Here is a 26,231-nt window from a genome sequence, read left to right as displayed (position 1 = left end):
GCCGGCTAGCGCGCCGGCGGTTCGTCCGCCGGTCCCAGGGTCCCCAGCACACTGGAGAAGGGCTCGGACGGCACGCCGCCCGCAGGTTCCGGATCGTGCGTCAGTTGCAGGATCAGCAGCCGCAGCTCCGCCATCGCCTCGGTCGACGTGAGCTGCTCGGACGCATGCAGCCAGAGGCCGCCGAAGTGGCTGACCTCGCCCAGCCAGAGGCTGCGCACCATCTTGCGGATCTTGGCTTCGAGCAGCGGCAGTCCCAGCAGCACGCGCAGGGCGGAGTCGCGCTGCCAGCGCGTGAGGCGCATCATGCAGCCGTAGATGTCGAGGCCGCTGTTGGTGCGCCCCAGGCGCCGCACTTCGAGGGTGATGCTCTTTTCGTCGATGCCCCAGCGCACGCATTGCGTGGTGATCAACGCTTCGTACTCGGCTTCCAGGTTGTGGCCACGCGGCGCCGAGTCGACCTCGGTGTCGCTTTCGCCCTCCCGCCGCTGGCGCGCGTCGCGCGCCATGATTTTTCGAAAACCGAACATCCGTACCGCCTTCTTGCCGCCTTGTGGGCGGCAGCCTTTCTGATCACGCGCGATTCCCGGCGCCGCGGCTTGCGGCGCGTTCTTCGAACGTGGGGCTCCCAGCTGGCTTCTTGTTGGCATGCCACTGTCGGGCATTGCGCGCCATTCTAGGCCGCCGTGGCGGAAGTCAAGGGGTTTTCGGGGCTTTTTGCGAGAGCTTGCGGTAAACCGTTGCGCGGCTGATACCCAGGGACCGGGCTGCCTCCATGACGTTGCCGCGGGCCTCGCTGACGGCCTTGCGGATCATGGCGATTTCCACCTCGCGCAGCGGCACGCGCTGCGCGCCCGCGGCCGCGCCGTCGCCGGCCAGCTGGGGCAGGGCCTGCAAGCGCAGGCCGGACCAGAGCGGCAGCTCCATCGGCGCCTGTTCGACGCAGCGCGCCAGGTCGTACAGCGGCTCCCAGGGCTGGGCGAAGAGTTCGCTGCAATGGACCGGCCCCGCCGGGTTGCCCGCCAGGCCGCTCACCATTTGCCGCGCCGCAGCATTGCTGCCGGTCACCCAGCCTTCGCCATCGAGGCAGACGATGCCGTCGTCGTCGTCGCCCAGCAGGCGGCCCGGCCAGTTCAGGCGCAACACCAGGTTGTGCGGGCGGGCCAGCGTCAACGCGTTCTCGATGCTGCGCGCGGACTGCACCACCAGGTGCTTCAGCTCCGGCCGTTCGGCGGCGTCGATGCCCGTGAGGTCCAGCATGCCGACGCAGGCGCCGTCGGGCCCGAACAGCGGCGCGCCGGCGCAGCTGTAGCAGCTGGTCTGCTCGTAGAAGTGCTCGCCGCGGTGCAGCCACACCGGCTGCAGTTCCGCGAGTGCGGCGCCGATGGCGGTGGTGCCCACGCTGCGCTCGGACAGGTCGACGCCGACGCGCGTGATGAGGGCGGCGCGCGGGTCGCTGCGGTCGATGGGGCCGTGGGCGTCGACCACCACGCCGTCCTGGTTGGTGAGGATGGCGAAGTAGCGCGTGCTGGCGATCGCACGGCCGAGCTGCTCCAGCACCGGCCGCGCCGCCGTCACCAGCTGGTGGTTGGCCTCTTCGACGCGGCGGAAGGCCTGGGCGGGCAGGACGTCGAAGCCGACGGAGTCGCCGGGCCGCTGGCCCGATTGCAGGCAGCGGCGCCACGAGCGCTCGATCCACGCGCCTTCGTACCAGCCATGGACGAGCATGTCCGTCATGGAGCCGCCCTCCTGCATCACGGCCTGGCGGGCGCGGGCGATCTGCAGCAATCGGCTGTGTGCGGTGCTTGTCTCGGGCACGTTCATCGGCGCTCCTGGCTGGCGTCTCGACGGGAGTGTAGGGACGGCCAACCCGGCCATTGTTCCATTTTGAGAATTTCCCGGCACGGCCCTTGCGCGCTTAGGGTTTCGCCTAGGGAGGTGCCTAGGGCCGAGTTCAACAATCGTTGTCCCGCAGTGCCCCGAAGGAGACAAGAGACATGCTGGTTCAACTCAAGGTCAACGGCAAGGCGTCGTCGGTGGACGTCGCGCCCAACACGCTGCTGGTCACCGCGCTGCGCGAGAACCTGCGGCTCACCGGCACGCACGTCGGCTGCGACACCGCGCAGTGCGGCGCCTGCACGGTGCTGGTCAACGGCCGCGCCATCAAGGCGTGCAACACGCTGGCGGTGCAGCACCCCGGCGCGGAAATCACCACCATCGAAGGCCTCGCGGCCGCCGACGGCACGCTGCACCCGATGCAGGCGGCCTTCAAGGAGTGCCACGGCCTGCAATGCGGCTTCTGCACGCCGGGCATGGTGATGAGCGCGGTCGACCTGTGCAAGCGCCACCCGGGGGCAAGCGAAACCCAGATCCGCGAGCAGCTCGATGGCAACCTGTGCCGCTGCACGGGCTACCAGAACATCGTCAAGGCGGTGCAGCAGGGCGCCGCCGCCATGGCCGGCAAGGCCTGAGGAGCGCGCCATGGGTGCCAAGGAAAACTTCGCGACGCTGCCGCACATCGGCGAGTCCGTGCGGCGCAAGGAAGACTACCGCTTCCTCACCGGCAGCGGCCAGTACACCGACGACATCAACCTGCCGAACCAGCGCTATGCCGTGTTCGTGCGCTCGCCGCATGCGCATGCGGCCATCCGAAGCATCGACGTCGCGCGCGCCGAGGCCATGCCCGGCGTGGCCCGGGTCTTCACCGGCAAGGACGTGGAGGGCAAGATGGGCGGGCTGCCCTGCGGCTGGCTGATCACCAGCACCGACGGCCAGCCGATGAAGGAGCCGCCGCACCCGATCCTGGCGCAAGGCAAGGTGCGCTACGTCGGCGACCACGTGGCCATGGTCGTGGCGGACACCATCGAGCAGGCGCGCAACGCGGCCGAAGCGGTGGATGTCGTGTACGACGTGCTGCCCGCGGTCGTCGACGTGCGCGATGCGGCCAAGGCCAGCGCGCTGCACGACGCCGCGCCCGACAACCACTGCTACAAGTGGGCGATCGGCGACAAGGCGGCGGTCGATGCGATCTTCGCCAAGGCGCACCACGTGACGAAGCTGGACCTCGTCAACAACCGCCTGGTGCCCAACGCGATGGAGCCGCGCGCGGCCATCGGGAGCTTCAACCGCGCGAGCGACGAATACACACTCTACGTGGCCAACCAGAACCCGCACGTCGAGCGCCTGCTGATGACGGCCTTCGTGCTGGGCCTGCCCGAGCACAAGGTGCGCGTGATCGCACCGGACGTGGGCGGCGGCTTCGGCTCCAAGATCTTCCTCTATGCGGAAGACGTCGCGCTGACCTGGGCGGCCAAGCAGCTCAATTGCGCGGTGAAGTGGACGGCCGACCGCAGCGAGGCCTTCCTGTCCGACGCGCACGGGCGCGACCACGTGACGCATGCCGAGATGGCGCTCGACAGCCAGGGCCGCTTCCTGGCGCTGCGCGTGCACACCGACGCCAACCTCGGCGCCTACCTGTCGACCTTCTCGACGGCGGTGCCGACCATCCTCTACGCCACGCTGCTGGCCGGCCAGTACAAGACGCCGCAGATCCACGTCGAGGTCGATGCGTGGTTCACCAACACCGCGCCGGTGGACGCCTACCGCGGCGCCGGACGGCCCGAAGCCACCTACATGCTGGAGCGCCTGGTAACGCGCTGCGCCTGGGAACTGGGCATCCCGCAGGACGAGATCCGCGAGCGCAACATGATCACGGCCTTCCCCTACCAGACGCCGGTCGCGCTGCAGTACGACACCGGCGATTACGTCGGGGCGATGCACAAGGCGAATGCGCTGGCCGACGTGAAGAACTTCGACGCGCGCCGCAAGGCCAGCGAAGCGAAGGGGCTCAAGCGTGGCATCGGCTACAGCAGCTACATCGAGGCCTGCGGCATTGCGCCGTCGAACATCGCGGGCGCGCTGGGCGCGCGGGCCGGCCTGTTCGAGTGCGGCGAGATCCGCGTGCATCCCACCGGCAGCGTGACGGTGTTCACCGGCTCGCACAGCCACGGCCAGGGCCACGAGACCACCTTCGCGCAGGTGGTGGCGGCGCGCCTGGGCATCCCGGTCGAGAACGTCGACGTCGTGCACGGTGACACGGGACGCGTACCGTTCGGCATGGGCACCTACGGCTCGCGCTCGATCAGCGTCGGCGGCGCGGCGATCATGAAGGCGCTGGACAAGATCGAGACCAAGGCCAAGAAGATCGCGGCGCACCTGATGGAAGCGGGCGAGGGCGACGTGGAGTTCGCCAACGGCGAGTTCCAGATCAAGGGCACCGACAAGAAGGTGACCTTCGGCCAGGTGGCGCTGACGGCCTACGTGCCGCACAACTACCCGCTGGACAAGCTGGAGCCGGGCCTGAACGAGACGGCCTTCTACGACCCCACCAACTTCACCTTCCCGGCCGGCACCTACATCTGCGAGGTGGAGGTCGATCCGGCGACCGGCGTTGTGAAGGTGGACCGTTTCACCGCGGTGGACGACTTCGGCACCATCATCAACCCGATGATCGTCGAGGGCCAGGTGCACGGCGGGCTGGTGCAAGGCATCGGCCAGGCGCTGCTGGAGAACTGCGTTTACGACAAGGCCACCGGCCAGCTCTTGACCGGTTCGCTGATGGACTACGCGTTGCCGCGCGCCGACGACCTGCCGAAGTTCACGCTGGACACGGTCTGCACACCTTGCACCCACAATCCGCTGGGCACCAAGGGCTGCGGCGAGGCCGGCGCCATCGGCTCGCCGCCGGCGGTGATCAATGCGGTGCTGGACGCCTTGCGCGGCTCCGGCGTGACGGACCTGGACATGCCGGCCTCGCCGTCGCGCGTCTGGGAAGCCATCCAGGCGGCCCGGCCCTGAGAAGCAGGAAGGAAACACCATGTACCAATTCACTTTCGAGCGTCCTTCCTCGCTGGCCGAGGCCTCGCGCCTGGCGGCCAACGGCAATGCCCGCGTGCTGGCCGGCGGCCAGACCCTGCTGGCGTCGATGAAGCTGCGGCTGGCGAACCCGGAGCAGTTGATCGACCTGGGCGCGATTCCCGAACTGGCCGGCATCCGGCGCGAAGGCAATGCCCTCGTGATCGGCGCGATGGCGCGGCATGCGGACGTGGCGGCCAGCGACGAGGTGCGTTCGGCGATTCCCGCGTTGGCGGACCTCGCCGGCGGCATCGGTGACCGCCAGGTGCGCGCCATGGGCACGCTGGGCGGCTCGGTGGCCAACAACGACCCGGCGGCCTGCTATCCGGCCGCGGTGCTGGCGCTGAACGCCACGGTGCAGACCACGCAGCGCAAGATCGCGGCCGACGACTTCTTCCAGGGCCTGTTCACCACGGCGCTGCAGGAAGGCGAGCTGATCACGGCGGTGAGCTTCCCACAGGCCAGGCGCGCCGCGTACATCAAGTTCCGGCAGCCCGCGTCGCGCTTCGCGCTCGTCGGTGTCTTCGTCGCTCAAACCGACAGCGGCGTGCGCGTCGCCGTCACTGGCGGGGGCAACGGCGTGTTCCGGCACGGCGGCCTGGAGCAGGCCCTCACGAAGAACTTCTCGCCGGACGCGGTAAAAGGCGTGGCGGTGGATGCGTCGACCCTGTCGAGCGACCTGCATGCGAGTGCGGCGTATCGCGCCAACCTGGTGAGCGTGCTGACGCAGCGGGCGGTGGCGAAGGCGCTGGGCTGAGGTTCTCCTCCCTCGCCCCGGGGGAGGGGACAATGCAAAGCAAATGAGCGCAAGTCCCTTCACCAGCATCGACGCCCTGCAGTCTGCCCTCCAGGCCGCCGGCTACTTCGCCGAGCGCCGCCTTGCCACCGCCGTCTTCCTCGCCCTCAAGCTGCAGCGCCCGCTGTTGCTCGAAGGCGAACCCGGCGTCGGCAAGACCGAGCTGGCGAAGGCGCTGGCGGTCGCCCTGCAGCGCGCGCTGATCCGCCTGCAGTGCTACGACGGCCTGGAGCTGCGCGAAGCGCTCTACGAATGGAACTACGCCGCGCAGCTGCTGCACATGCGCGCCGTGGAAGGGAAGGAAAGCGCCGACCAGGTCGAGCGCGAGGTCTACCAGGACCGCTACCTGATCCGCCGGCCCCTGCTGCAGGCGCTGCAGGCGCCCGAGCCGGGTGCCGTGCTGCTGATCGACGAGGTGGACCGCGCCGACGAACCCTTCGAGGCCTTCCTGCTGGAGTACCTGGGCGAGTACCAGGTGAGCATTCCCGAAATCGGCACGATCCAGGCGCGCGCGACGCCGGTCACCATCCTCACCAGCAACCGCACGCGCGAGCTGAACGACGCGGTCAAGCGCCGCTGCCTGTACCACTGGCTCGACTACCCGGAACGCGAACGCGAGCTGGCGATCGTCCAGGCGCGCGTGCCCGAAGCCGGCGACGCGCTCTCGCGCCAGGTGGCCACCTTCGTCGGCCGCTTGCGCAGCCAGCCCTTCGCCAACGCCTTCCAGCGCGCACCGGGCATCGCCGAAAGCGTCGAATGGGCCAAGGCGCTGGTGGCCCTGGACACGCTGGCGCTGGACCCGGAAGTCATCGCGGATACCGCCGGCATCCTGTTCAAGCAGCGCGAGGACGTGGCCGCGCTCACCCACGAGCTCGCCACCGAGCTGCTCAAGCCCGAGCCGGAAGCGGCCTGAAGCCATGCTGCTCGGTGACGCCCGCACCGGCAAGCTCGCCGACAACATCGCGGGTTTCGGCCGGGCCTTGCGCCGCGCCGGCCTGCGGGTCGACAGCTCGCGCATCGCCCTGGCGCAGCAGGCCGCGCAACTGGTGGGCGTGGACGACCGGCAGGACTTCGCCGCGGCGATGGAGGCGGTGCTGGTCAGCCGCGAAGAGGAGCGCGGCGTCTACCGCGAACTGTTCGACGCCTGGTTCCGCGACCCGGAGGTGGCCAACAAGCTGCTCGCGCAGATGCTGCCGTCCGCGCAGGGCCAGGCCGAGGCCGTGAAGCGCCGCCCGCGCGTGAGCGAGGCGCTGGCGCCGCGCCAGCGCTTCGGCAATGCGCCCAAGCCGCCAGACCAGGAAGTCGAATTCGACGCCGCCATGACGGCCAGCGAACGCTCGCGCCTGAAGCATGCGGACTTCAATGCGATGTCGGCCAGCGAGTTCCACCTGGTCGAACGGCTGGCGCGCGAGATCGCGCTGCCGGTGCCGCGCATCCCTGCCCGGCGCACGCGCCCCGGCGCCCGCGGCGCGCAGCTGCACTGGTCGCGCACCTTGCGCAACGCGTCGCACACCGGCGGCGAGCTGCTGCTGCTGCGCCGGCTGCAACGCAACCGCGAGCCCTTGCCGCTGCTCGTGCTGGTCGACGTGTCCGGCTCGATGGAGCGCTACGCCCGGCTCCTGCTGGCTTTCCTGCATGCAGCCACGCGCGGCCACCGCCGCCGCGACGTCTTCGCCTTCGGCACCCATCTCACCGATCTGACGCCGGCGTTCAAGATCGCCGACACCGACGCGATGCTGGCGGCCGCCGGCGCCGCCATCGACGACTTCGCCGGCGGCACGCGCCTGGGCGAATCGCTGGCCACGTTGCGCCGCGACCATGCGCGCCGCCTGGTCGGCCGCCGCACGCTGGTGCTCGTGATCAGCGACGGCCTGGACACCGGCGAGCCCGAGCTGCTGGCGCGCGAGCTGGACTGGCTCACGCACCACAGCCGGCGCCTTTTATGGCTCAATCCGCTGCTGCGCTTCGAGGGCTACGCGCCCCTAGCGCGCGGCGCCGCGGTGCTGCACCGGCATGCGCATGCGATGCTGGCGGTGCACAACCTGGCGCGGCTGCAGGACCTGGCCGCGAGCCTGGCCGCGCTGCTGAAAAACTAGAACACGACAACGAGGGATCCCTACCATGGACATGCAAGGCAGCCGCCGCCTGGCCGTATCGCAGCAACAAGCCTGGGACGCGCTCAACGACCCCGAGGTGCTCAAGACCTGCATCCCCGGCTGCGACCGGGTCGAGGCCACCGGCGAGAACCAGTACGCGATCGGCATGGCGGTGAAGATCGGGCCGGTGTCGGCGCGCTTCGCCGGCAAGATCCAGCTCACCGACGTGCTGCCGCCCAACAGCTACACGCTCGTCTTCGAAGGGCAGGGCGGCGGCGCCGGCTTCGGCAAGGGCTCGGCCAAGGTGGACCTCGCGCCGCCCGCCGAGGGCGCGGGCTGCGAACTGACCTACACGGCGCAGGCGCAGGTCGGCGGCAAGATCGCGCAGGTCGGGCAGCGGCTGGTCGACGGCGTCGCCAAGTCGATGGCCGAGGACTTCTTCAAGCGCTTCGACGCCGAGATGGAGCGCCGGCATCCGCAGGCCTATGCGGCCGAGGCCGCGCTGCCGCCGCCGACGCCGGCGCCCACCGGCGGCAAGGGCGTGCCGGTGTGGGTGTGGGCGCTGCTGGGTGTGGCGATCGTCGCCGCGCTGTTCCTGCTGCGCCGGTGAGGGATCGCATGGATCGCGCTGCAGCCGTCCGCCCGCGCTCGTGGCGCCGCCGCATGGTGGTGGCGGGCGCCGGCGCGCTGGTGGCCACGCCCGTGCTGGCGCTGGCGCAACCGGCGGCCTGGCCGGCCCGGCCGATCTCGCTGATCGTGCCCTGGCCCGCGGGCGGCCAGACCGACATCACGATGCGCATCCTGGCCGACCTCGCGGCCCGCACGCTGGGCCAGCCCATCGTCGTGGAGAACCGGCCCGGCGCGGCCGGCACGCTGGTGGCGCCCGCGCTCAAGGCGGCGGCGCCGGACGGCTACACGATCGGCCAGCTGCCCATCACCATCTACCGCGCGGCGCTGCAGCGCAAGGTGCCCTGGGACCCCTTGAAGGACATCGCGCCGGTGATCCAGATCTCCGGCGTGACCTTCGGCGTCGTGGTGCCGGCCGACACCGGCTTCCGCAGCTTCGACGAGCTGCTGGCCTGGGGCCGCGACAATCCCGGCCTGCTCACGGTGGGCTCGACCGGTATAGGCACCACCGCGCACCTGGCGATGGAGGACGTGCTCTCGCGCGAGGGCATCCGCTACATCCACGTGCCGTACAAAGGCACCGCCGACCAGATGCTGGCCGTGGCGACGCACACGCTGATGGTGGGCGTCAATTCGAACGGCTTCACGCCTTACGTGGAGACAGGGCGGCTGCGGCTGCTGGCGGTGTTCAATGCGCAGCGCAGCGCGCGCTGGCCGCAGGTGCCGACCCTGCGCGAGCTGGGGCATCCCGAAGCGGTCTATACCTCGCCCTACGGCATCGGGGTTCCGGCCGCGACCGACCCCGCGATCGTGCGCAAGCTGCACGACGCCTTCCGCACGGCGCTGTTCGATCCGCGCCACTTGCAGGAACTGGCCAAGTACGAACAGGAGCCGGACTACCTGGGCACGGAGGACTACGTGCGTTTCGTGCAGGTGGTGTCGGCGCGCGAGCGGCAACTGCTGGCGCGGCTGGGCCTGGCGACGCGGGCGGAATGAACATGGCCGCCGTCCTGGCTTGCCGGGAAGTGTCCAAGCGCTATGGCCGCACGCAGGCGCTGGACCGCGTCTCGCTGCAGGTGCAGGCCGGTGAGATGGTGGCGCTGCTGGGGCCCAACGGCGCGGGCAAGACGACCTTGTTCCAGCTACTAACCGGATTGTTCGTCGCCGACAGCGGCAGCGTGGAAGTGCTGGGCGCCGACATGCGGCGCGACCCGGTGCGCGCGCTGGCGCAACTGGGCGTGGTGTTCCAGCAGCCGGCGCTGGACCTGAACCTGTCGGTGCGGGCCAGCCTGCGCTTCCATGCCGACCTGCACGGCTTGCCGCCTTCGGTCTCGCGCCCGCGCATCGATGCCTTGCTGGAACGCTTCGGCCTGGCCGCGGCAGCCGGCGACCTGGGCCGCAGCCTGTCGGGCGGCAACCGCCGCAAGGTGGAACTGCTGCGCGCGCTGATGCACGAGCCGCGGCTCCTGCTGATGGACGAAGCGACGGTGGGCCTCGACCCGGCGTCGCGCGCGCAACTGCTGGCCGAGGTGCTGCAGGCCCGCGCCGAACGCGGCCTGGGCGTGCTGTGGGCGACGCACCTGGTCGACGAAGCCGAGCGCGCCCAGCGCGTGGTGGTGCTGCACAAGGGTACGGTGCGCTGGGACGGGGGCGTGGAAGCGCTGTGCGCGCAGCAGGGAGAGGAGACGCTGGAAGGCGCTTTCCTCGCATTGACCGGAGGGCAGCGACATGCGAAGGCCTGAAATGCGAAATCTCGCTGTCACCCTGTTGTGCCTCATGTGCTTGCCAGCCATGGCCGCCAGCGGCAAGGTGTTCGTCTCTTCCGAGAAGGACAACGCCCTGGCCATCGTCGATGTGGCCACGCAGGCAGTCACGGGCAGCGTGGCGCTGTGCAAGCGGCCGCGCCACATGCAGCTGGCGCCGGGCGGGCAACGCTTGCTGGTGGCCTGCAGCGACGACCACCGGGTGCTGGTGTGGGACATCGCGAGCGGCAAGGCGGTGGAAAAGTTCGACGTCGGCGAGGACCCGGAGATGTTCGACGTGAGTCCCGACGGCAAGATGCTCTACGTGTCCAACGAGGAGGATTCGTCCCTCACCGCCTTCGACCTGGCGACGAAGAAGAAGGCCTTCGAGGTCAAGGTCGGCGGCGAGCCGGAAGGCGTGAAGGCCAGTGCGGACGGCAAGCTGGTCTACGTGACCTCGGAGGTCGCCAGCATGGTGCACGTGATCGACGTCGCCCAGCGCCAGGTGGTCAAGAACATCCCGGTGGGCAAGCGTCCGCGCCGCTTCCTGCTGGCCGGCGGCGACCTGTGGGTGAGCAGCGAGCTCGACGCCAGCGTGAGCATCATCCGCACCAGCGACCACACGGTGCAGGCGCGCATCCCTTTCCTGCCGCCCGGCATGCGCAGCGAGGACGTGACGCCGGTGGGCATGGCGCTGTCGCCCGATGGCAAGACGGCCTATGTCGGCCTGGGCCGCGCCAACCACGTGGCGGTGGTGGACGTCGCCGGCCGGCAGGTGCGCGGCTACGTGCTAGTCGGCAAGCGCGCCTGGGGCCTGGCCGTGTCGCGCGACGGCAAGCGGCTCTACGTCGCCAACGGGCTCTCGGACGACCTGACGATCGTGGACACGGAAAGCATGAAGGGCGTGAAGACCTTGAAGATGGGCCGCGTGCCCCACAGCGTGGTGGTCGATGATTGACCGCCGGCAATGGATGGTGGCCGGCCTGGCGTTGGCCAGCGCACCGCTACATGCGCAGGCGAGGCCGTTCCAGCTAGGCATGCTGATGCAGGCCGACGACGAGCGCTATTCGCCGCAGCAACTGCAGAAGGCCTTTCCGGAGGCGCCCGGCGGCCGCTCCGACGGTGCCGCGCAGATCGGGCTGAACGACAGCGCCTTTGCCTTGCAGGCGGCCGGCTGGAAGTCGGCCAAGCTCGTGACCGTGGAAGCGCCCGATGCGGCCGCGCTGCCCGCGGCGCTGGCGCAACTGCTGCAGCAGGGCGTGCAGCACATCGTGCTGGAGCTGCCGGCGGCCGGCGTGGCCGCGGTGGCGGCCGCGGCGAAGGGCAAGGACGTGATCCTGTTCAACGCCGCCGCGCCCGACGACGTCCTGCGCGGCGCCCAGTGCGCTGCCAACCTGTTCCACACCTTGCCCAGCGACGCGATGCGCATGGACGCCATCGCGCAGCTGCTGGTGGCGCGCAAGTGGAGCAGGCCGCTGCTCCTGTACGGCACGACGCCGGCCGACCGGCCGCTGCTGGCCGCCTGGCAGCGCAGCGCGAAACGCTTCGGCATCAAGCCGCTGGCCGAGCGTGCCTTCAAGCTGTCGAACGATCCGCGCGAGCGCGACCAGGGCAACGTGCGCCTGCTCACGGCCGACCGCGACTACGACGCCGTGGTGGTGCTCGATGCGCAAGGCGAGTTCGCGCGCGACACGCCGTTTCGCACCGTGCTGCCGCGCCCCGTGCTGGGCAGCAGCGGCCTGACGGCGCAGGCCTGGAGCCCCTTCTACGAACGCAACGGCGCACCGCAATTGACCCGCCGCTTCCTGCGCAAGTCGGGCCGCCCCATGGGCAGCTACGACTGGGCCAGCTGGATCGCGGCGCGCACCGCGGCCGAAGCGGCCAGCACCTACATCAAGGCCAGCGTCGCGCAGCAGGTGCAGGCCCTGCGCCAGGGCAGCGTGGCCGTGGACGGCTACAAGGGTCAGCGCCTGAGCTTCCGCGCGTGGGACGGCCAGTTGCGCCAGCCGCTGCTGCTCGCGCACGGGGATGGCGTGGCGGAGATGGCGCCTCTGGAAGGCTTCCTGCATCCGCGCACCACGCTGGACACCCTCGGCTACGACGCGCCCGAAAGCGCATGCAAGGCGGGATGAGCCCCAACCACGCCCTGCGGGCGCTGCGCGCGGTGGCCGGGCGCGAGTTGAACAGCTTCGCGCGGCAGCCGGGCCGGCTCGCCTCGGCGCTGGTGCGTCCCCTGCTGTGGCTGCTGGTGTTCGCGGCCGGCTTCCAGAACGTCTTCGGCGTCGCCATCGCGCCCCCTTACGAGACCTACATCGAGTACCGCGTCTACCTCCTGCCCGGGTTGCTCGGGATGGTGGCCCTGTTCAACGGCATGCAGAGTTCGCTGGCGATGGTCTACGACCGCGAGATGGGCGTGATGCGCCTGCTGCTCACCGCGCCCCTGCCGCGCTGGTGGATCCTGGCCTGCAAGCTGCTGGGCGGCGCGACGCTGTCGCTGGCTCAGATGCTTGCTTTCCTGCTGGCGGCGTGGGCGTTCGGCATCGAGTTTTCGCCGGTGCATGCGCTGGCGGCGCTGCCGGTGTTCCTGCTGGCCGCCTTGATGCTGGGCGCGCTGGGGCTGGTGCTGTCGGTGTACGTGCGGCAGCTGGAGAATTTCGCCGGCACCATGAACTTCGTGATCTTCCCGATGTTCTTCCTCTCCACCGCGCTCTACCCGTTGTGGAAGCTGCAGGAGTCGGGCGCCTGGATCGTGCATGCGCTCGCGCAGTACAACCCGTTCACCCACGCGGTCGAGGCGATGCGCTTCGCCCTGTACGGGCAGGCGCTGTGGCCCAGCCTGGCGGTGGTGGCGGGCTGCGGCCTCGCTTTTTTCGCTTTGGCCTTGTGGGGCTACGATCCGCAACGTGGCGCGCCGCGGCGCGCGCCCGGAGGAGGGCCGGCATGAACAAGCACGCAGTGGTGGCCGCGGCGGCCTGCGCCGCGCTGCAGGCCGGCGCGCAGCCGGTGACCGAGGTCGTCCTGCGGCCGGTGGTGGTGACGCCGACACCCGGCCTCGCGCAGGCAGCGTTCGACACGCCGGCTTCCGTCGACGTGATCGACGGCGCCGTGATCCGCGGCGCGCAGTTGCAAGTGAACCTGTCCGAAACGCTGGTGCGCGCGCCGGGTGTCGTGGCGCTCAATCGCCAGAACTACGCGCAGGACCTGCAGATCTCCATCCGCGGCTACGGGGCGCGCTCGACTTTCGGCGTGCGCGGCCTGCGCATGTACGTCGACGGCATCCCCGCCACCGCCCCGGACGGCCAGGGCCAGGTCTCGCACTTCGACCTGTCCTCCGCCGGCCGCATCGAGGTGCTGCGCGGGCCCTTTTCCTCGCTGTACGGCAACTCCGCCGGCGGCGTGATCGCCTTGTTCACGCAGGACGGCGGCCCGGGCCAGTCGGCCGAAGCCGGCACGGCTTTCGGCAGCGACGGCACCTGGCGCCTGAACACGCAGGTGGCCGGCGAGTCCGGCGGCTGGAGCTGGCGCTTCAACGCCATGCGCTTCGAGACCGACGGCTACCGCGACCATAGCGAGGCGCAGCGCAGCGGCTTCAACGGCAAGCTGCAGTACAAGCCCTCGGGCGACACCAAGGTCACCGTGGTGCTCAACGCGATGGACATGCCGGACGTGCAGGACCCGCTGGGCCTCACGCGGGCCGAGCTGGAAGCGAACCCGCGCCAGGCCAGTCCCGCGGCGCTGCAGTTCAACACGCGCAAGTCGGTCGACCAGCTGCAGCTGGGAGCGATCGTCGAACAGCGCATCACGCCGGCGGATACCGCCAAGCTGACGGCCTGGACCGGCCACCGCAGCACGCAGCAGTTCCAGGCCATCCCGGTGGCGACGCAGGCACCCCCCAGCTCGCCCGGCGGCGTGATCTCGCTCTCTCGCGACTACCAGGGGCTGGACGCGCAATGGACGCACAAGACCCGCATCGCGGGCGCCCCTTTCGCGCTGACCGCGGGCCTTTCGGCCGACGAACTGCAGGAAGGCCGGCAGGGTTACCAGAACTTCGTCGGCACCCAGCTGGGCGTGATGGGCGCGCTGCGGCGCGAAGAGGACAACCGCGCGCGCACCTTCGACCAGTACCTGCAGGCCACCTGGACCAGTGCCAGCGTGAGCCTCACCGGCGGGCTGCGCCATTCGCGGGTGAGTTTCGATTCGCGCGACCACTACATCCGGCCCGGCAACGGCGACGACAGCGGATCCGTCGCCTACGAAGCGACGACGCCCGCGCTCGGCGTGGTCTGGCACGTGAACGACACGCTGAATCTCTACGTCGCGGCCGGCAAGGGCTTCGAGACGCCCACCTTCAACGAGCTGGCCTACCGGCCGGGCGGTTCCGGCCTCAACTTCAACCTGCGCGCGGCCGACAGCCGCCAGTGGGAGCTGGGGGTGAAGGCCGAGCCGGCGCCGCGCTGGCGCGTGAACGCGGCGCTGTTCCAGGCGCGCACCAGCGACGAGATCGTGGTGCTGAGCAACTCGGGTGGACGCAGCACGTTCCAGAACGCGGGCGACACCGAGCGGCGCGGCATCGAGGCGTCGGTGGACGGCAAGTTCGGCCAGGGCTGGTCGCTGCTGGCGGTGGGCAGCCTGCTCGATGCGACCTATTCTTCGGGTTTCCTGACGTGCATCGCCGCGCCTTGCACCTCGCCCAACACGCAGGTTGCGGCAGGCAGCCGCATCCCGGGCATTCCGCGCAGCAGCGCGTTCGTCGAGCTGGCCTGGAAGCGCGGCGGCTGGGAGGCGGCGCTGGAGTTCCGCCACACCGGCAAGATCCCGGTGGACGACCGCAACACCGATTACGCGCCGGCCTCCAACCTGTTCAACCTGCGCCTCGGCGCGCAGCAGCAATGGGCCCGCTGGACCGTGCGGGAATTCGTGCGCGTCGACAATGTGGCGGACCGCGCTTATGTAGGCTCGGTCATCGTGAACGAGGGCAACCGCCGGTTCTTCGAGCCGGCGCCCGGGCGGACCTGGCTGGTCGGCCTGAATGCCGCGTATGCATTTTGAGCAGGGGAAGGCATGGAAAACCTCGATGTGATGGTGCTCCGCACGCTGCGCGACTGGCGTGCCGCGGGCAAGCGCGCGCTGCTGGCGACGGTGGTGCGCACCTGGGGCTCGTCGCCGCGGCCGATCGGCTCGATCATGGCGCTGGCCGAAGACGGCGCGGTGGTGGGGTCGGTCAGCGGTGGCTGCATCGAGGACGACCTGATCTACCGCCACACGCAGGCCTATGCCGGCAAGGAGCCGGGCCACCAGATCCCGTCGGGGCCGCCGGCCTTCACCAAGTACGGCGTCACGGCCGATGAAGCGCATCGCTTCGGCCTGCCTTGCGGCGGCACGCTGGAACTGCTGCTGGAGTACGACCCGGCGCTGGATTCGCTCGATGAACTGGTGCGCGCGCTGGAGGCCGGCCGCCTGATGCGCCGCACCGTGCGCCTCTCGGACGGCGCCGTCACCCTGGACGAAGCGCCCGCGCCGGAGGAACTGAGCCTGCAGGACGGCGTGCTGGTCAACGTGTTCGGCCCCGAGTACCGCATGCTGCTGATCGGCGCGGGCCAGCTCACCGAATACCTGGCGACCATGGCCTTGTTCAGCGGCTTCGCGGTGACGGTGTGCGACCCGCGCGAGGAATACCGCGGCGCCTGGAGCGTCGCCGGCGCCAAGGTCGTGAGCGACATGCCCGACGACGTGGTGGCCGCCTTCAAGCCGGACCGCCGCAGCTGCGTCGTGGCGCTGACGCACGACCCCAAGCTCGACGACCTGGCGCTCATGGAAGCGCTGCGCACGGATGCTTTCTACGTCGGCGCCATCGGCAGCCGGCGCAACAACGAGGCGCGGCACCAGCGCATGGTCGACCACTTCGGCCTGTCGGCGGCGGACCTGCAGCGCCTGCGCGGGCCGATCGGCGTCTACATCGGCAGCAAGACCCCGCCCGAGATCGCCGTGAGCATCATGGCGGAGATCCTGGCCGTGAAGAACGGCGTGACCCTGCCGCGCGACATGGAAGTGGCGCAGGCGAAGAACCTGCGGGCAGTGCAGCCGAACGAGCCGCTCGTTTGTCATTCCCGCGCAGGCGGGAGTCCAGGGCTTTAGGACTCCGCGTCGTTCGCGGGATTGACGACTACGACGAACGGCCGACGCGCTGACGTCCGGCGTGAGCCATTCCCGTTAAATTGTTCCTCCATGCGAGAGGAACCCTTGGACGTCCAGACGGCCGCCGGCAAGCTCAGCGGCACGCTGGCGCTGCCGGACCGCGCGCCGCCGTGGAACCTGGTGCTGCTGGTCGGCGGCGCCGGTCCGACCGACCGCGACGGTGCGAGCTTGGTGCCGGGGCAGGAGGGCGTGCCCATGAAGGCGCTCGCCCACGACCTGGCCCGGGCCGGCATCGCTTCGCTGCGCTACGACAAGCGCGGCGTGGGCGGCAGCGTCCACCCGGGCCTGCGCGAGGAAGACCTCCGTTTCCGCCACCTGGTCGACGACGCCGTCGCGCTGATGCGGCGGCTGGAGGGCGATGCCCGCTGGCGCGCCCCGGTGCTCCTCGGTCACAGCGAGGGCGCGTTGATCGCCGCCCTGGCCGCGCGGGACAGCGCCGCGCGCGCTGTCGCCTATGTCTGCGGTGCGGGCGAGAAGGCTTCGGCCCTCATGCGCGCCCAGTTGCAAGGGCGCTTGCCCGAAGTGCTGGAACTGCCGGCGCTTGCCATGCTGGAATTGCTGGAGGCCGAGCACGTAGTCGCCGAACCGCCGGAAGCGCTGAGCCTGCTGTTCCGGCCCAGCCTGCAGCCCTACCTGGTCTCGTGGTTTCGCTACGACCCGGCAGAGGTGCTGGAAGACCTGGACCTGCCGCTGCTGCTGGTGCACGGTGGCGCCGATGCGCCGGCCGCCGCGGGGGCGGAACGCTTGCGCGCGGCACGGCCGGATGCGCGCTGGGTGCGGGTGGAAGGGATGGACCATGCGCTGGCCGTCGGCGGGAACGCCGAGGGCGGCGTGGGGGCGGTGGCGGAAGGGGTGACCGCGTTCGTGCGAAGCCTCGAGATCGCCGCGATTGGCTGACGGCCGCGCCGCGGTTCGTTCCTCACCACGGCCTACGAATTCCGAAGTGCCTCCGTAGGCCGTGGTGAGGGACGAACCGCGGCTCCCCCAAGCGCTACTTTTCCTTGCCCATCACGAGATCCGGCAACACGGTCACCACCTGCGGGAACACGGTGATGATCACGATGCACACCACCAGGCAGGCGAAGAACGGGATCGCCGCGCGTGCGATCGTGTTGCTGTCCTTGCCGGTCATGTTCTGCAGCACGAACAGGTTGAAGCCCACCGGCGGCGTCACCTCGGCGATCTCGACCAGCAGCACGATGAAGATGCCGAACCACACCAGGTCGAAGCCGGCCTTCTGGATCATGGGCAGCACCACCGCGCTGGTGAGCACGATCATGCTGATGCCGTCGAGCGCGGTGCCGAGCACCAGGTAGACCGCCGTCAGCACCGCGATCAGCGCATAGGGCGACAGGTGCATGGCGTCGACCCATTCGGCCAGCTCGCGCGGAATGCCGGTGAAGGCCATGGTCTTGGTCAGGAAGGCCGCGCCCGCCAGGATGAACATGATCATGCAGCTGCTGCGCGTCGTGCCCATCAGCCCTTCCCAAAAGGTCGCCCAGGTCAGCGACTTGCTCCACCAGGCCAGGGCCAGCGAACCGGCGACGCCGTAGGCCGCGCACTCGGTCGCCGTCGCCCAGCCCGCGATCAGCACCCAGACGATGAAGACGATCAGCACCGTGCAGGGAATGAGGTTCCCCGACAGGCGGATCTTCTCGCGCAGGGTGGTGGGCGGGTCGGCCGGCGGCACCTGGTCCGGGTTGCGCAGGCTCCACCAGATGATGTAGCCGGAGAACAGCGCCATCAGCAGGAAGCCGGGCAGGAAGCCGGCCAGGAAGATGCGGATGATCGACGCGTCGGCCGCCACGGCGTACACCACCATCGTGATCGACGGCGGGATCAGGATGCCCAGCGTGCCGGCAGTAGCGAGCGAGCCGAGCGCGATCTTCTCGCTGTAGCCGCGCTTCAGCAGCTCGGGCAGCGCCACCTTGGAAATCGTCGCGCAGGTCGCCGCGGAGGAGCCCGACACCGAGCCGAAGATGCCGCAACCCAGGATGGTCGTGTGCATCAGGCGGCCGGGAATGCGGTTCAGCCATGGCCGCAGGCCGTCGAACATCTCCTCCGACAGCTTGCTGCGAAACAGGATCTCGCCCATCCAGATGAAGAGGGGCAGCGCCGCCAGTTCCCAGGACGCGTTCGACTCCCAGAAGGAGGAGAACAGGTTGTTGCCGGGCGAGGTGGTGGTGAAGAAGGCCTGCCCGACCCAGCCGCAGATGGCCAGGGTCATGGCGATCCAGACGCCGCCGGAAAGCAGCAGCATCATGACCAGCAGCAGCAGGCCGCCGACGAGGAGGATGTCCATTGTTGTCTTTGTTGTGCCGGAATCAGACGTCGGAGGAGAAGTCGCCCTTGGCGTGGCGCTCTTCCACCGCGGCCACGTAGCTGGGCTTGTTGCCGCGCGCGACGAGGATCAGTTCGTCGACGACGGCCACCAGCAGCAGCAGCGAGCCGAAGGCAAAGCTGGCCTGCGGGATCCAGATGGGAATGGGCAGCAGGCCCTGCGCCACCTCGTTGAACTGGAAGCTCTCGTAGGTGAACTTGTTGGCCCAGAACGCGAGGTAGGCGATGGCGACGCTGCCGATGGCGAGCACCACGATCTCGAGCCGGTGCCGCGCCTTTTCCGGCAGGTGTTCCAGCAGCAGCGTGACGCGCACGAAGTCGCCGTGCTTGAAGGCATGCGCCATGGCGAAGAAGGATGCGGCGGCGCAGAACCAGGCCACCACGTCATTGACCGCGCCGGTGCGCACGCCGAATTCGCGCAGCACGCTCTGAGCGATCATCAGCACGGCGATCAGCAACACGAAAACGGCGCCCAAGGCGCCGGATGCGTAGTAGAGCCTGTCGAGGAATCGACGCAAGGCGCTACTTCTTGTTGAAGGCGTTGATCACCGCCACGCCGTCGGCGCCGGCCTTCTTCTGCCAGTCGGCCAGCATGATGCCGCCCACCTGCTTCATGTCGGCCACCAGCTTCGCCGAAGGCTTCATGATCTTCATGCCCTTCTCGGCCAGCGCCTTCTTGTACCACTCGTTCTTTTCCTCGGAGAGCGCCCAGCCGCGCTTCTCGGCATCGGCCGCGGCCTTGAGCACGGCCTCCTGCGTGGGCTTGTCGAGGGCGTCGAAGGCCTTCTGGTTGACGATGATCGCGTTCTTCGGCAGCCAGGCCTGGGTGTCGTACCAGTACTTGATGCTCTCGTAGGTCTTGCTGTCGTAGCCGGTGGAGCCCGAGCTCATGTAGCTGTTGACGACGCCGGTGGCGAGCGCCTGCGAGAGTTCGGCGGCCTGGATGGTGACCGGCTGCGCGCCGATCAGTTCGGCGATCTTGGCGGTGGCGGGGCTGTAGGCGCGCCACTTGAGGCCGCGCATGTCGGCGACCGACTCGATCGGCTTGTTCACGTAGATGCCTTGCGGCGGCCAGGCCACCGTGTACAGCAGCTTCATGCCTTGCGCGCCCAGCAGCTTGTCCAGCACCGGCTTCTGCGCGGCGGCCAGCTTCTTCGCGTCGGCGTAGCTCGCCGCCAGGAAGGGAATGCCGTCGGCGCCGTACACCGGGTTCTCGTTCTCGAAGTTCACCAGCAGCACTTCGCCGATGGGCGCCTGGCCGCTCTGCACGGCGCGCTTGATCTCGTTGGCCTTGAACAGCGAGGCGTTGGCGTGCACCTGGATCTTGAGCTTGCCGCCCGAGGCCTTGTCGACCTCGTTGGCGAACTGCACCAGGTTCTCGGTGTGGAAGTTGCTGGCGGGGTAGGCCGCGGGCAGGTCCCACTTGGTCTGGGCGAAGGCGCCGCCGGCAATGCAGCCGGCCAGCAGGGGGAGTGCGTGTTTGAGTTTCATGGTCGCTCCGTGACAATGCGCAGGATATGGACGGCAGGATAAGTGCAAGTAACGGGCCAGCGCCACCCGTATTTCCCCCCGGCGCGGCGCCGCGCCTGGGCATCCTGATGCTCGATACGCGCTTCCCGCGTCCCTTGGGCGACATCGGCAATCCCGCGAGCTGGCCCATTCCCACCCTGCTGAAGGTGGTGCCGCGGCTGGCGCCGGGCGTGGTGGTGCAGTCCGCGGCCGGCCTGCGTGCGTCCGGGGTGCTGCCCCAGTTGCAGGCCGCCTTGCTGGCGCTGGAGGAGGCGGGCTGCGAAGTGCTCACCACCAGCTGTGGCTTCCTGGTGCTGTTGCAGCAGGAGCTGCAAGCCGCCCTGAAAGTACCGCTCGTGAGTTCCAGCCTGCTGCAGCTGCCGGCCCTGCTGGCGCGGGAGCGGCGGGTGGGGGTGCTCACCATCAGCGCCGCCCATCTCGGGGAAGAGCACCTGCTAGCGGCGGGCGTGCCGCGCGAGCGCCTGGGCGACGTCGTGGTGCAAGGAGTGGATCCGCAAGGCGAGTTCGCGCGGCCGATCCTGGGCAACGACACGCGGATGGACCTGGAGCAAGCCGGCGCCGACGTGGCGGCCGCGGCGGTGGAACTGAAGCGCCGTGCACCCGACTTGCGCACGGTGGTGCTCGAGTGCACCAACATGCCGCCCTATGCGCAGCAGCTCGCGGAGGCCACCGGCCTGCGTCCGCTCAGCTTGCGCGACTCCATAATCGTTCCATGACTTCGACCAAATGGCAGTTCTGGATCGACCGCGGCGGCACCTTCACCGACGTCGTCGGCCGCCGGCCCGACGGCACGCTGGCCACGCACAAGCTGCTGTCCGAGAACCCCGAGCAATACCGTGACGCCGCCGTTGCCGGCATCCGCCACCTGCTGGGACTGAAGGCGGGCGAGCCCATCACCCCGGCGCAGGTCGAGTGCGTGAAGATGGGAACCACGGTCGCCACCAACGCCTTGCTGGAACGCAAGGGTGAGCCCACCTTGCTGGTCACCACGCGCGGCTTCCGCGATGCGCTGCGCATCGCGTACCAGAACCGGCCGCGCCTGTTCGACCGGCACATCGTGCTGCCGGAGCTGCTGTATTCGGAAGTGATCGAGGCCCACGAACGCGTCGGCGCTCAAGGCGAGATGGAGCAGCCGCTGGACGAGGCGCACCTGCGTGCGGAGCTGCAGGCGGCCCACGGGCGCGGCCTGCGCAGCGTAGCCATCGTCTTCATGCACGGCTACCGCTACACGGCACATGAAGCGGCGGCGAAGAAGATCGCGCTGGAGGCGGGCTTCGCGCAGGTGAGCACCTCGCACGAAACCAGCCCGATGATGAAATTCGTCAGCCGCGGCGACACCACCGTGGTCGATGCCTACCTGTCGCCCATCCTGCGGCGCTACGTGGAGCAGGTGGCGGCCGAAATGCCGGGCGTGAAGCTGTTCTTCATGCAGTCCTCCGGCGGCCTCACCGATGCCCACGCCTTCCAAGGCAAGGACGCGATCCTGTCCGGGCCGGCCGGCGGCATCGTCGGCATGGCACGGACTGCGCAGCTCGCGGGCCAGGCCAAGGTGATCGGCTTCGACATGGGCGGAACCTCGACCGACGTCTCGCATTTCGCCGGTGAATTCGAGCGCGAGTTCGAGACGCAGGTGGCCGGCGTGCGCATGCGCGCGCCCATGATGTCGATCCACACGGTGGCGGCCGGCGGCGGTTCCATCCTCGCCTTCGACGGTGCCCGTTTCCGCGTCGGCCCGCAGAGCGCCGGCGCCAATCCCGGGCCGGCCAGCTACCGGCGCGGCGGCCCGCTGGCGGTGACCGACGCCAACGTGATGGTGGGCAAGATCCAGCCCGCCTATTTCCCCAAAGTGTTCGGCCCGCATGCCGACGAGGCGCTCAGCCGCGAAGCGGTCGAACAGAAGTTCGGCGAGCTGGCGCAGCGCAGCGGCCGCAGCGCAGAGGAGGTGGCCGAAGGCTTCATCGCCATCGCCGTGCAGCAGATGGCCAACGCCATCAAGAAGATCTCGGTGGCGCGCGGCTACGACGTCACGCGCTACACGCTGCAGTGCTTCGGCGGCGCCGGCGGCCAGCACGCCTGCCTGGTCGCCGACGCGCTGGGCATGTCGCGCGTGTTCGTGCATCCGCTCGCGGGCGTGCTGTCCGCCTACGGCATGGGCCTGGCGGACCAGAACGTGATCCGCGAACAAGCGGTGGAGCTTCTACTGGCGCCGGAGAACCTGCCCGAGGTGGCGCAGCGCCTGCAGGCGCTTGCCACCGCGGCGCGGGCGGAACTGGAAAAGCAGGAAGTCGGCGGCGGCGCGGTGGAGGTTCGGCAGCGGGTGCACGTGCGCTACCAGGGCAGCGACTCGGCGCTGGTCGTGCCCTTCGGCGCGCTCGACGCCATCGTCCGCGGTTTCGAGACGGCCTACCGTCAGCGCTATTCCTTCCTGATGCCCGGCAAGCCGATGATCGTGGAAGCGGTGTCGGTGGAAGCCATCGTCGCCGGCGACGCGCCGGCCGAGGCCAGGCAGGCGCTGCAGCCCGCGCGCGAGGTGCCGCGCCGCGAGACCGTGCGCATGTACTCGGGCGGCCGCTGGCACGACGCCGCGCTGGTGGTGCGCGAGGACCTGCGTCCCGGTGATGCGGTCGCCGGCCCGGCCATCATCGCGGAGAAGAACGCAACGACGGTGGTCGAGCCCGGCTGGGAAGCGCGCATCACCGAGCTGGACCACATCCTGCTGGATCGCAAGGTGCCGCGCGACGTGAAGTTCGCAGCCGGCACGCAGATGGACCCAGTGCTGCTGGAGGTCTTCAACAACCTCTTCATGAACATCGCCGAGCAGATGGGCTTGCAGCTGCAGAACACCGCCTACTCGGTGAACATCAAGGAGCGGCTGGACTTCTCCTGCGCGCTGTTCGACGCCGAGGGCAACCTGATCGCCAACGCGCCGCACATGCCGGTGCACCTGGGCAGCATGGGCGAGAGCATCAAGACCGTGATCCGCGAGAACCGGGCCACGATGGCGCCCGGGGACGTGTACGTGCTGAACGATCCGTACAACGGCGGGACGCACCTGCCGGACGTGACGGTGATCACGCCCGTTTATTTGGGGTCAGAACCCAATTTCCCGATGTTCTACGTCGGCTCCCGCGGACACCATGCCGACATCGGCGGCATCACCCCCGGCTCGATGCCGCCGTTCTCGACCCGCATCGAGGAAGAAGGCGTCGAGATCAACAACTTCAAGCTGGTGGACCGCGGGACGCTGCGCGAGCAGGAGATGCTGGCGCTGCTGCGCTCCGGCAAGCATCCTTCTCGTAATCCCGAGCAGAACATGGGGGACCTGAAGGCGCAAATCGCCGCCAACGAGAAGGGCGTGCAGGAACTGCGCAAGATGGTCGACCAGTTCGGCCTGGACGTCGTGCAGGCCTACATGCGCCACGTGCAGGACAACGCCGAGGAGTCGGTGCGCCGCGTCATCACGAAGCTGAAGGACGGCGAGTTCACCCTTCCGCTGGACAACGGCGCGCAGATCCACGTGCAGATCCGCGTGAACGCGCAGGAGCGCAGCGCCGAGATCGACTTCACCGGCACCTCGCCGCAGCAGGTGAACAACTTCAACGCGCCGCGCGCGGTGTGCATGGCGGCGGTGCTGTACGTGTTCCGCACCCTGGTGAACGACGACATCCCGCTCAACGCCGGCTGCCTGAAGCCGCTGAAGGTGATCATCCCCGACGGCTGCATGCTGAACCCGCATCCGCCGGCCTCGGTGGTGGCGGGCAACGTCGAGACTTCCACCTGCATCACGAACACGCTGTACGGCGCGCTCGGCGTGATGGCGGCCGGCCAGTGCACGATGAACAACTTCACCTTCGGCAATGCGCGCCACCAGTACTACGAGACGATCTCGGGCGGCAGCGGCGCGGGCGAGGGCTTCGACGGCACGAGCGTCGTGCAGACGCACATGACCAACTCGCGCCTCACCGATCCCGAGGTGCTGGAGTTCCGATTCCCCGTGCGGCTGGAAAGCTACGAGATCCGCGCCGGTTCGGGTGGCGCGGGCCGCTGGCACGGCGGCAACGGCGGCGTGCGCCGCGTGCGCTTCCTCGAGCAGATGACGGCCAGCATCCTGTCCAACGGCCGCAAGGTGCCGTCTTTCGGCATGGCGGGCGGCTCGCCGGGGCAGGTGGGCATCAACCGCGTGGTGCGCCGCGACGGCCGGGTCGAACAGCTGGAGCACATCGGCTCCGCGCAGATGGAGCCGGGCGACATCTTCGAGATCCACACGCCGGGCGGCGGCGGCTTCGGCCGGTGATCGACGTCATCGTCGTCGGCGCGGGCATCGCCGGTGCCTCGCTGGCCTGGCGCCTGGCGGCCACCCGCAAGGTGCTGGTGCTGGAGCGCGAAGCGCAGCCCGGCTACCACTCCACGGGCCGCTCGGCCGCGATGTTCATGGAGAGCTACGGCCCGCCCGGCGTGCGCGCCCTCACGCGTGCCAGCCGCAGCTTCTACGAGCAGCCGCCGCTGGGATTCACCGATGTGCCGCTGCTCGCGCCACGCGGCGTGCTCTATCTCGCCACGCACGAACAGGCCGACCGGATGCAGGCGCTCCATGCCGAACTGGCCCCGGGTTGCGCGGGGCTGGTTAAGCTCGATGCGGCGCAGGCGCTGCAGCGCGTGCCCTGCCTGCGGCCGGAGGTCGTGCACGGCGCCCTGTACGACCCGGCCGGCGAGGACATAGACGTCGACGCGCTGCACCAGGGCTTCCTGCGGGGGCTGCGCCAGCGCGGCGGCGAAGTGCGTTGCGGCCAGTCCGTGGTTGCGGCGACCCACGATGGCGCGGCATGGACGGTGCACACGCAACAGGGCGAGAGCTTGACTGCGCCGGTCCTAGTGAATGCCGCCGGTGCCTGGGCGGACGCGCTCGCCAAGCTTGCCGGCGTGCCGCCCGTGGGCCTGCAGCCGCGCCGCCGCAGTGCCTTCACCTTCCGGCCCCCCGAGAGCATCGACGTGCACGACTGGCCGGCGGTGGTCGGCGTCGACGAGAACTACTACTTCAAGCCCGATGCGGGACTGCTGCTCGGTTCGCCGGCGAACGCCGACCCCGTGGACCCCCACGACGTGCTGCCCGAAGAACTGGACATCGCGCTGGGCATCCACCAGATCGAAGCGGTGACCACGCTGCAGATCCGGCGGCCGGTGGCGACCTGGGCCGGGCTGCGGTCCTTCGTGGCCGACGGCGAGCTGGTGATCGGGTTCGAGCCGGGGAAGGCGGGTTTCTTCTGGCTGGCCGCGCAGGGCGGGTATGGGATCCAGACCGCGGCCGGCGCGAGCGAAATGGCGGCGGCGTTGATTGCCGGGAGCGCGGTGCCGGAGGCGGGGGTGTTTTCGCCGGGGCGGTTGCGGGAATGAGGAAGGCCCGCGGGTGCGGGCCTTCCTGGGTCCCCGCCTGCGCGGGGATGACGCGCGTGCGCGTCACCGCGCGGGGATGACGGCGCTTATTTCTTCGCGCTGGCAGCGGGCTTGGCGCTGGCGGCCGGCTTGGCTTCGGCGGCCTTCTTCTCGTCCTTCTTGTCGGCCTTGGCCATGGCCTTCTCTTCCTTCTTCTCCGCCTTGGCTTCCTTCTTTTCTTCCTTGGCGGCGGCCTTGGCTTCCTTCTTCTCTTCCTTGGCGTCCTTCTTGGCAGCCTTCGCGTCGGCCTTGGTGAACTGGGCGCCGCTGACCGTCAGGCCTTCCTTCGACAGGGTGGTGGCCTTGGTCTCGCCGATGCCCTTGACGCGGGCGATCAGGTCTTCCCAGCTCTTGAAGTCGCCCTTCTTGCGCTCGGCGACGATGGCCTTGGAAGTGGTGGGGCCGATGCCCTTCACCGCGTCGAGTTCGGCCGCGGTGGCCTTGTTCACGTCGACGGCGGCGAAGCTGGCGACGGCGTACAGCATGGCCAGGACGGCCAGGATTTTCTTCAGCATGCAGTTCTCCTGAACTGGGATTGGGCTGGCCCGGCGGGCCGGCTGATCC

The 26,231-nt window shown here is 69.5% G+C and carries 23 protein-coding genes; 17 read left to right on the top strand and 6 right to left on the bottom strand.

Translation table 11 applies throughout. The features are described from left to right. Positions 1–5 precede the first annotated feature (5 nt). Positions 6–527, bottom strand: coding sequence for a hypothetical protein (locus LZ009_RS09900; protein WP_275697741.1), 522 nt, complete (start codon positions 525–527; stop codon positions 6–8). A gap of 166 nt (positions 528–693) precedes the next feature. Continuing rightward, on the bottom strand, positions 694–1,821 hold the full coding sequence (locus LZ009_RS09895; protein ID WP_275697740.1) for a sigma-54-dependent Fis family transcriptional regulator: 1,128 nt from the start codon (positions 1,819–1,821) through the stop codon (positions 694–696). A gap of 173 nt (positions 1,822–1,994) precedes the next feature. On the opposite strand from LZ009_RS09895, the gene LZ009_RS09890 reads away from it, so the two are divergent. The 14 genes from LZ009_RS09890 to LZ009_RS09825 all read left to right on the top strand — a co-directional run bounded on the left by LZ009_RS09890 (position 1,995) and on the right by LZ009_RS09825 (position 17,264). Then, entirely contained in the window at positions 1,995–2,468 is a 474-nt protein-coding gene (locus tag LZ009_RS09890; protein WP_275697739.1) for a (2Fe-2S)-binding protein, read from the top strand. A 10-nt stretch (positions 2,469–2,478) separates the two neighbouring features. Next, complete coding sequence (locus LZ009_RS09885; RefSeq protein WP_275697738.1) at positions 2,479–4,854, top strand: xanthine dehydrogenase family protein molybdopterin-binding subunit; 2,376 nt, start codon at positions 2,479–2,481, stop codon at positions 4,852–4,854. A 19-nt stretch (positions 4,855–4,873) separates the two neighbouring features. Further along, positions 4,874–5,668 (top strand): FAD binding domain-containing protein, encoded by a 795-nt coding sequence (locus LZ009_RS09880; protein WP_275697737.1) that lies wholly within the window; start codon positions 4,874–4,876, stop codon positions 5,666–5,668. A 43-nt stretch (positions 5,669–5,711) separates the two neighbouring features. Beyond that, positions 5,712–6,620: an AAA family ATPase gene (locus LZ009_RS09875; RefSeq protein ID WP_275697736.1), complete on the top strand. Its 909-nt coding sequence runs from the start codon at positions 5,712–5,714 to the stop codon at positions 6,618–6,620. A 4-nt stretch (positions 6,621–6,624) separates the two neighbouring features. Next, positions 6,625–7,803, top strand: a complete 1,179-nt coding sequence (locus tag LZ009_RS09870) for a vWA domain-containing protein (RefSeq protein WP_275697735.1) — start codon at positions 6,625–6,627, stop codon at positions 7,801–7,803. A gap of 25 nt (positions 7,804–7,828) precedes the next feature. Then, positions 7,829–8,413, top strand: coding sequence for an SRPBCC family protein (locus tag LZ009_RS09865; RefSeq protein WP_275697734.1), 585 nt, complete (start codon positions 7,829–7,831; stop codon positions 8,411–8,413). A gap of 8 nt (positions 8,414–8,421) precedes the next feature. Next, entirely contained in the window at positions 8,422–9,426 is a 1,005-nt protein-coding gene (locus LZ009_RS09860; protein WP_275697733.1) for a Bug family tripartite tricarboxylate transporter substrate binding protein, read from the top strand. A 2-nt stretch (positions 9,427–9,428) separates the two neighbouring features. Next, on the top strand, positions 9,429–10,172 hold the full coding sequence (locus LZ009_RS09855) for an ABC transporter ATP-binding protein (protein WP_430300224.1): 744 nt from the start codon (positions 9,429–9,431) through the stop codon (positions 10,170–10,172). A gap of 34 nt (positions 10,173–10,206) precedes the next feature. After that, the gene (locus LZ009_RS09850) at positions 10,207–11,130 is read left to right on the top strand and encodes a PQQ-dependent catabolism-associated beta-propeller protein (protein WP_275697731.1); all 924 of its coding nucleotides are present in this window, start codon (positions 10,207–10,209) and stop codon (positions 11,128–11,130) included. Continuing rightward, entirely contained in the window at positions 11,123–12,304 is a 1,182-nt protein-coding gene (locus LZ009_RS09845) for a type 1 periplasmic-binding domain-containing protein (protein ID WP_275697730.1), read from the top strand. Before LZ009_RS09850 ends, LZ009_RS09845 begins: the two co-directional genes overlap by 8 nt. After that, positions 12,301–13,116 carry an ABC transporter permease gene (locus LZ009_RS09840; protein ID WP_275697729.1) on the top strand — a complete coding sequence of 272 codons (816 nt, stop codon included), beginning with the start codon at positions 12,301–12,303 and terminating at the stop codon, positions 13,114–13,116. The genes LZ009_RS09845 and LZ009_RS09840 overlap by 4 nt, the downstream gene beginning before the upstream one ends. Continuing rightward, positions 13,113–15,221, top strand: a complete 2,109-nt coding sequence (locus LZ009_RS09835) for a TonB-dependent receptor family protein (RefSeq protein WP_275697728.1) — start codon at positions 13,113–13,115, stop codon at positions 15,219–15,221. The genes LZ009_RS09840 and LZ009_RS09835 overlap by 4 nt, the downstream gene beginning before the upstream one ends. Before the next feature lie 12 nt (positions 15,222–15,233). Then, complete coding sequence (locus tag LZ009_RS09830; protein WP_275697727.1) at positions 15,234–16,307, top strand: XdhC family protein; 1,074 nt, start codon at positions 15,234–15,236, stop codon at positions 16,305–16,307. Positions 16,308–16,397: 90 nt separating this feature from the next. Continuing rightward, a complete protein-coding gene (locus LZ009_RS09825) occupies positions 16,398–17,264 on the top strand; it encodes an alpha/beta hydrolase (RefSeq protein ID WP_275697726.1) in 867 nt (288 codons plus the stop codon). 94 nt (positions 17,265–17,358) lie between these two features. Here the strand turns inward: LZ009_RS09825 and LZ009_RS09820 are convergent, their stop codons facing one another. The 3 genes from LZ009_RS09820 to LZ009_RS09810 are packed head-to-tail and all read right to left on the bottom strand — an operon-like array spanning position 17,359 to position 20,198. Continuing rightward, the gene (locus LZ009_RS09820) at positions 17,359–18,669 is read right to left on the bottom strand and encodes a TRAP transporter large permease (RefSeq protein ID WP_275697725.1); all 1,311 of its coding nucleotides are present in this window, start codon (positions 18,667–18,669) and stop codon (positions 17,359–17,361) included. A gap of 22 nt (positions 18,670–18,691) precedes the next feature. Further along, entirely contained in the window at positions 18,692–19,225 is a 534-nt protein-coding gene (locus LZ009_RS09815; protein WP_275697724.1) for a TRAP transporter small permease, read from the bottom strand. 4 nt (positions 19,226–19,229) lie between these two features. Then, entirely contained in the window at positions 19,230–20,198 is a 969-nt protein-coding gene (locus LZ009_RS09810) for a TRAP transporter substrate-binding protein (RefSeq protein ID WP_275697723.1), read from the bottom strand. Between the two features lie 107 nt (positions 20,199–20,305). Here LZ009_RS09810 and LZ009_RS09805 point away from each other — a divergent pair, with 107 nt between their 5' ends. The 3 genes from LZ009_RS09805 to LZ009_RS09795 are packed head-to-tail and all read left to right on the top strand — an operon-like array spanning position 20,306 to position 25,628. Continuing rightward, positions 20,306–20,953 carry an aspartate/glutamate racemase family protein gene (locus LZ009_RS09805; RefSeq protein ID WP_275697722.1) on the top strand — a complete coding sequence of 216 codons (648 nt, stop codon included), beginning with the start codon at positions 20,306–20,308 and terminating at the stop codon, positions 20,951–20,953. Beyond that, complete coding sequence (locus LZ009_RS09800) at positions 20,950–24,531, top strand: hydantoinase B/oxoprolinase family protein (RefSeq protein WP_275697721.1); 3,582 nt, start codon at positions 20,950–20,952, stop codon at positions 24,529–24,531. The genes LZ009_RS09805 and LZ009_RS09800 overlap by 4 nt, the downstream gene beginning before the upstream one ends. After that, the gene (locus LZ009_RS09795; RefSeq protein ID WP_275697720.1) at positions 24,528–25,628 is read left to right on the top strand and encodes an NAD(P)/FAD-dependent oxidoreductase; all 1,101 of its coding nucleotides are present in this window, start codon (positions 24,528–24,530) and stop codon (positions 25,626–25,628) included. Before LZ009_RS09800 ends, LZ009_RS09795 begins: the two co-directional genes overlap by 4 nt. An 86-nt stretch (positions 25,629–25,714) precedes the next feature. On the opposite strand, the gene LZ009_RS09790 is transcribed toward LZ009_RS09795, so the two are convergent. Then, entirely contained in the window at positions 25,715–26,182 is a 468-nt protein-coding gene (locus LZ009_RS09790) for a ComEA family DNA-binding protein (RefSeq protein ID WP_275697719.1), read from the bottom strand. Positions 26,183–26,231 lie beyond the last annotated feature (49 nt).

The sequence above is a fragment of the Ramlibacter paludis genome (genome assembly GCF_022012305.1).
GTDB classification, from domain to species: Bacteria; Pseudomonadota; Gammaproteobacteria; order Burkholderiales; family Burkholderiaceae_C; genus Ramlibacter; species Ramlibacter paludis.
Note: the sequence above shows the minus strand (reverse complement) of the source record. Positions and strands in the feature narration are given on the sequence as shown.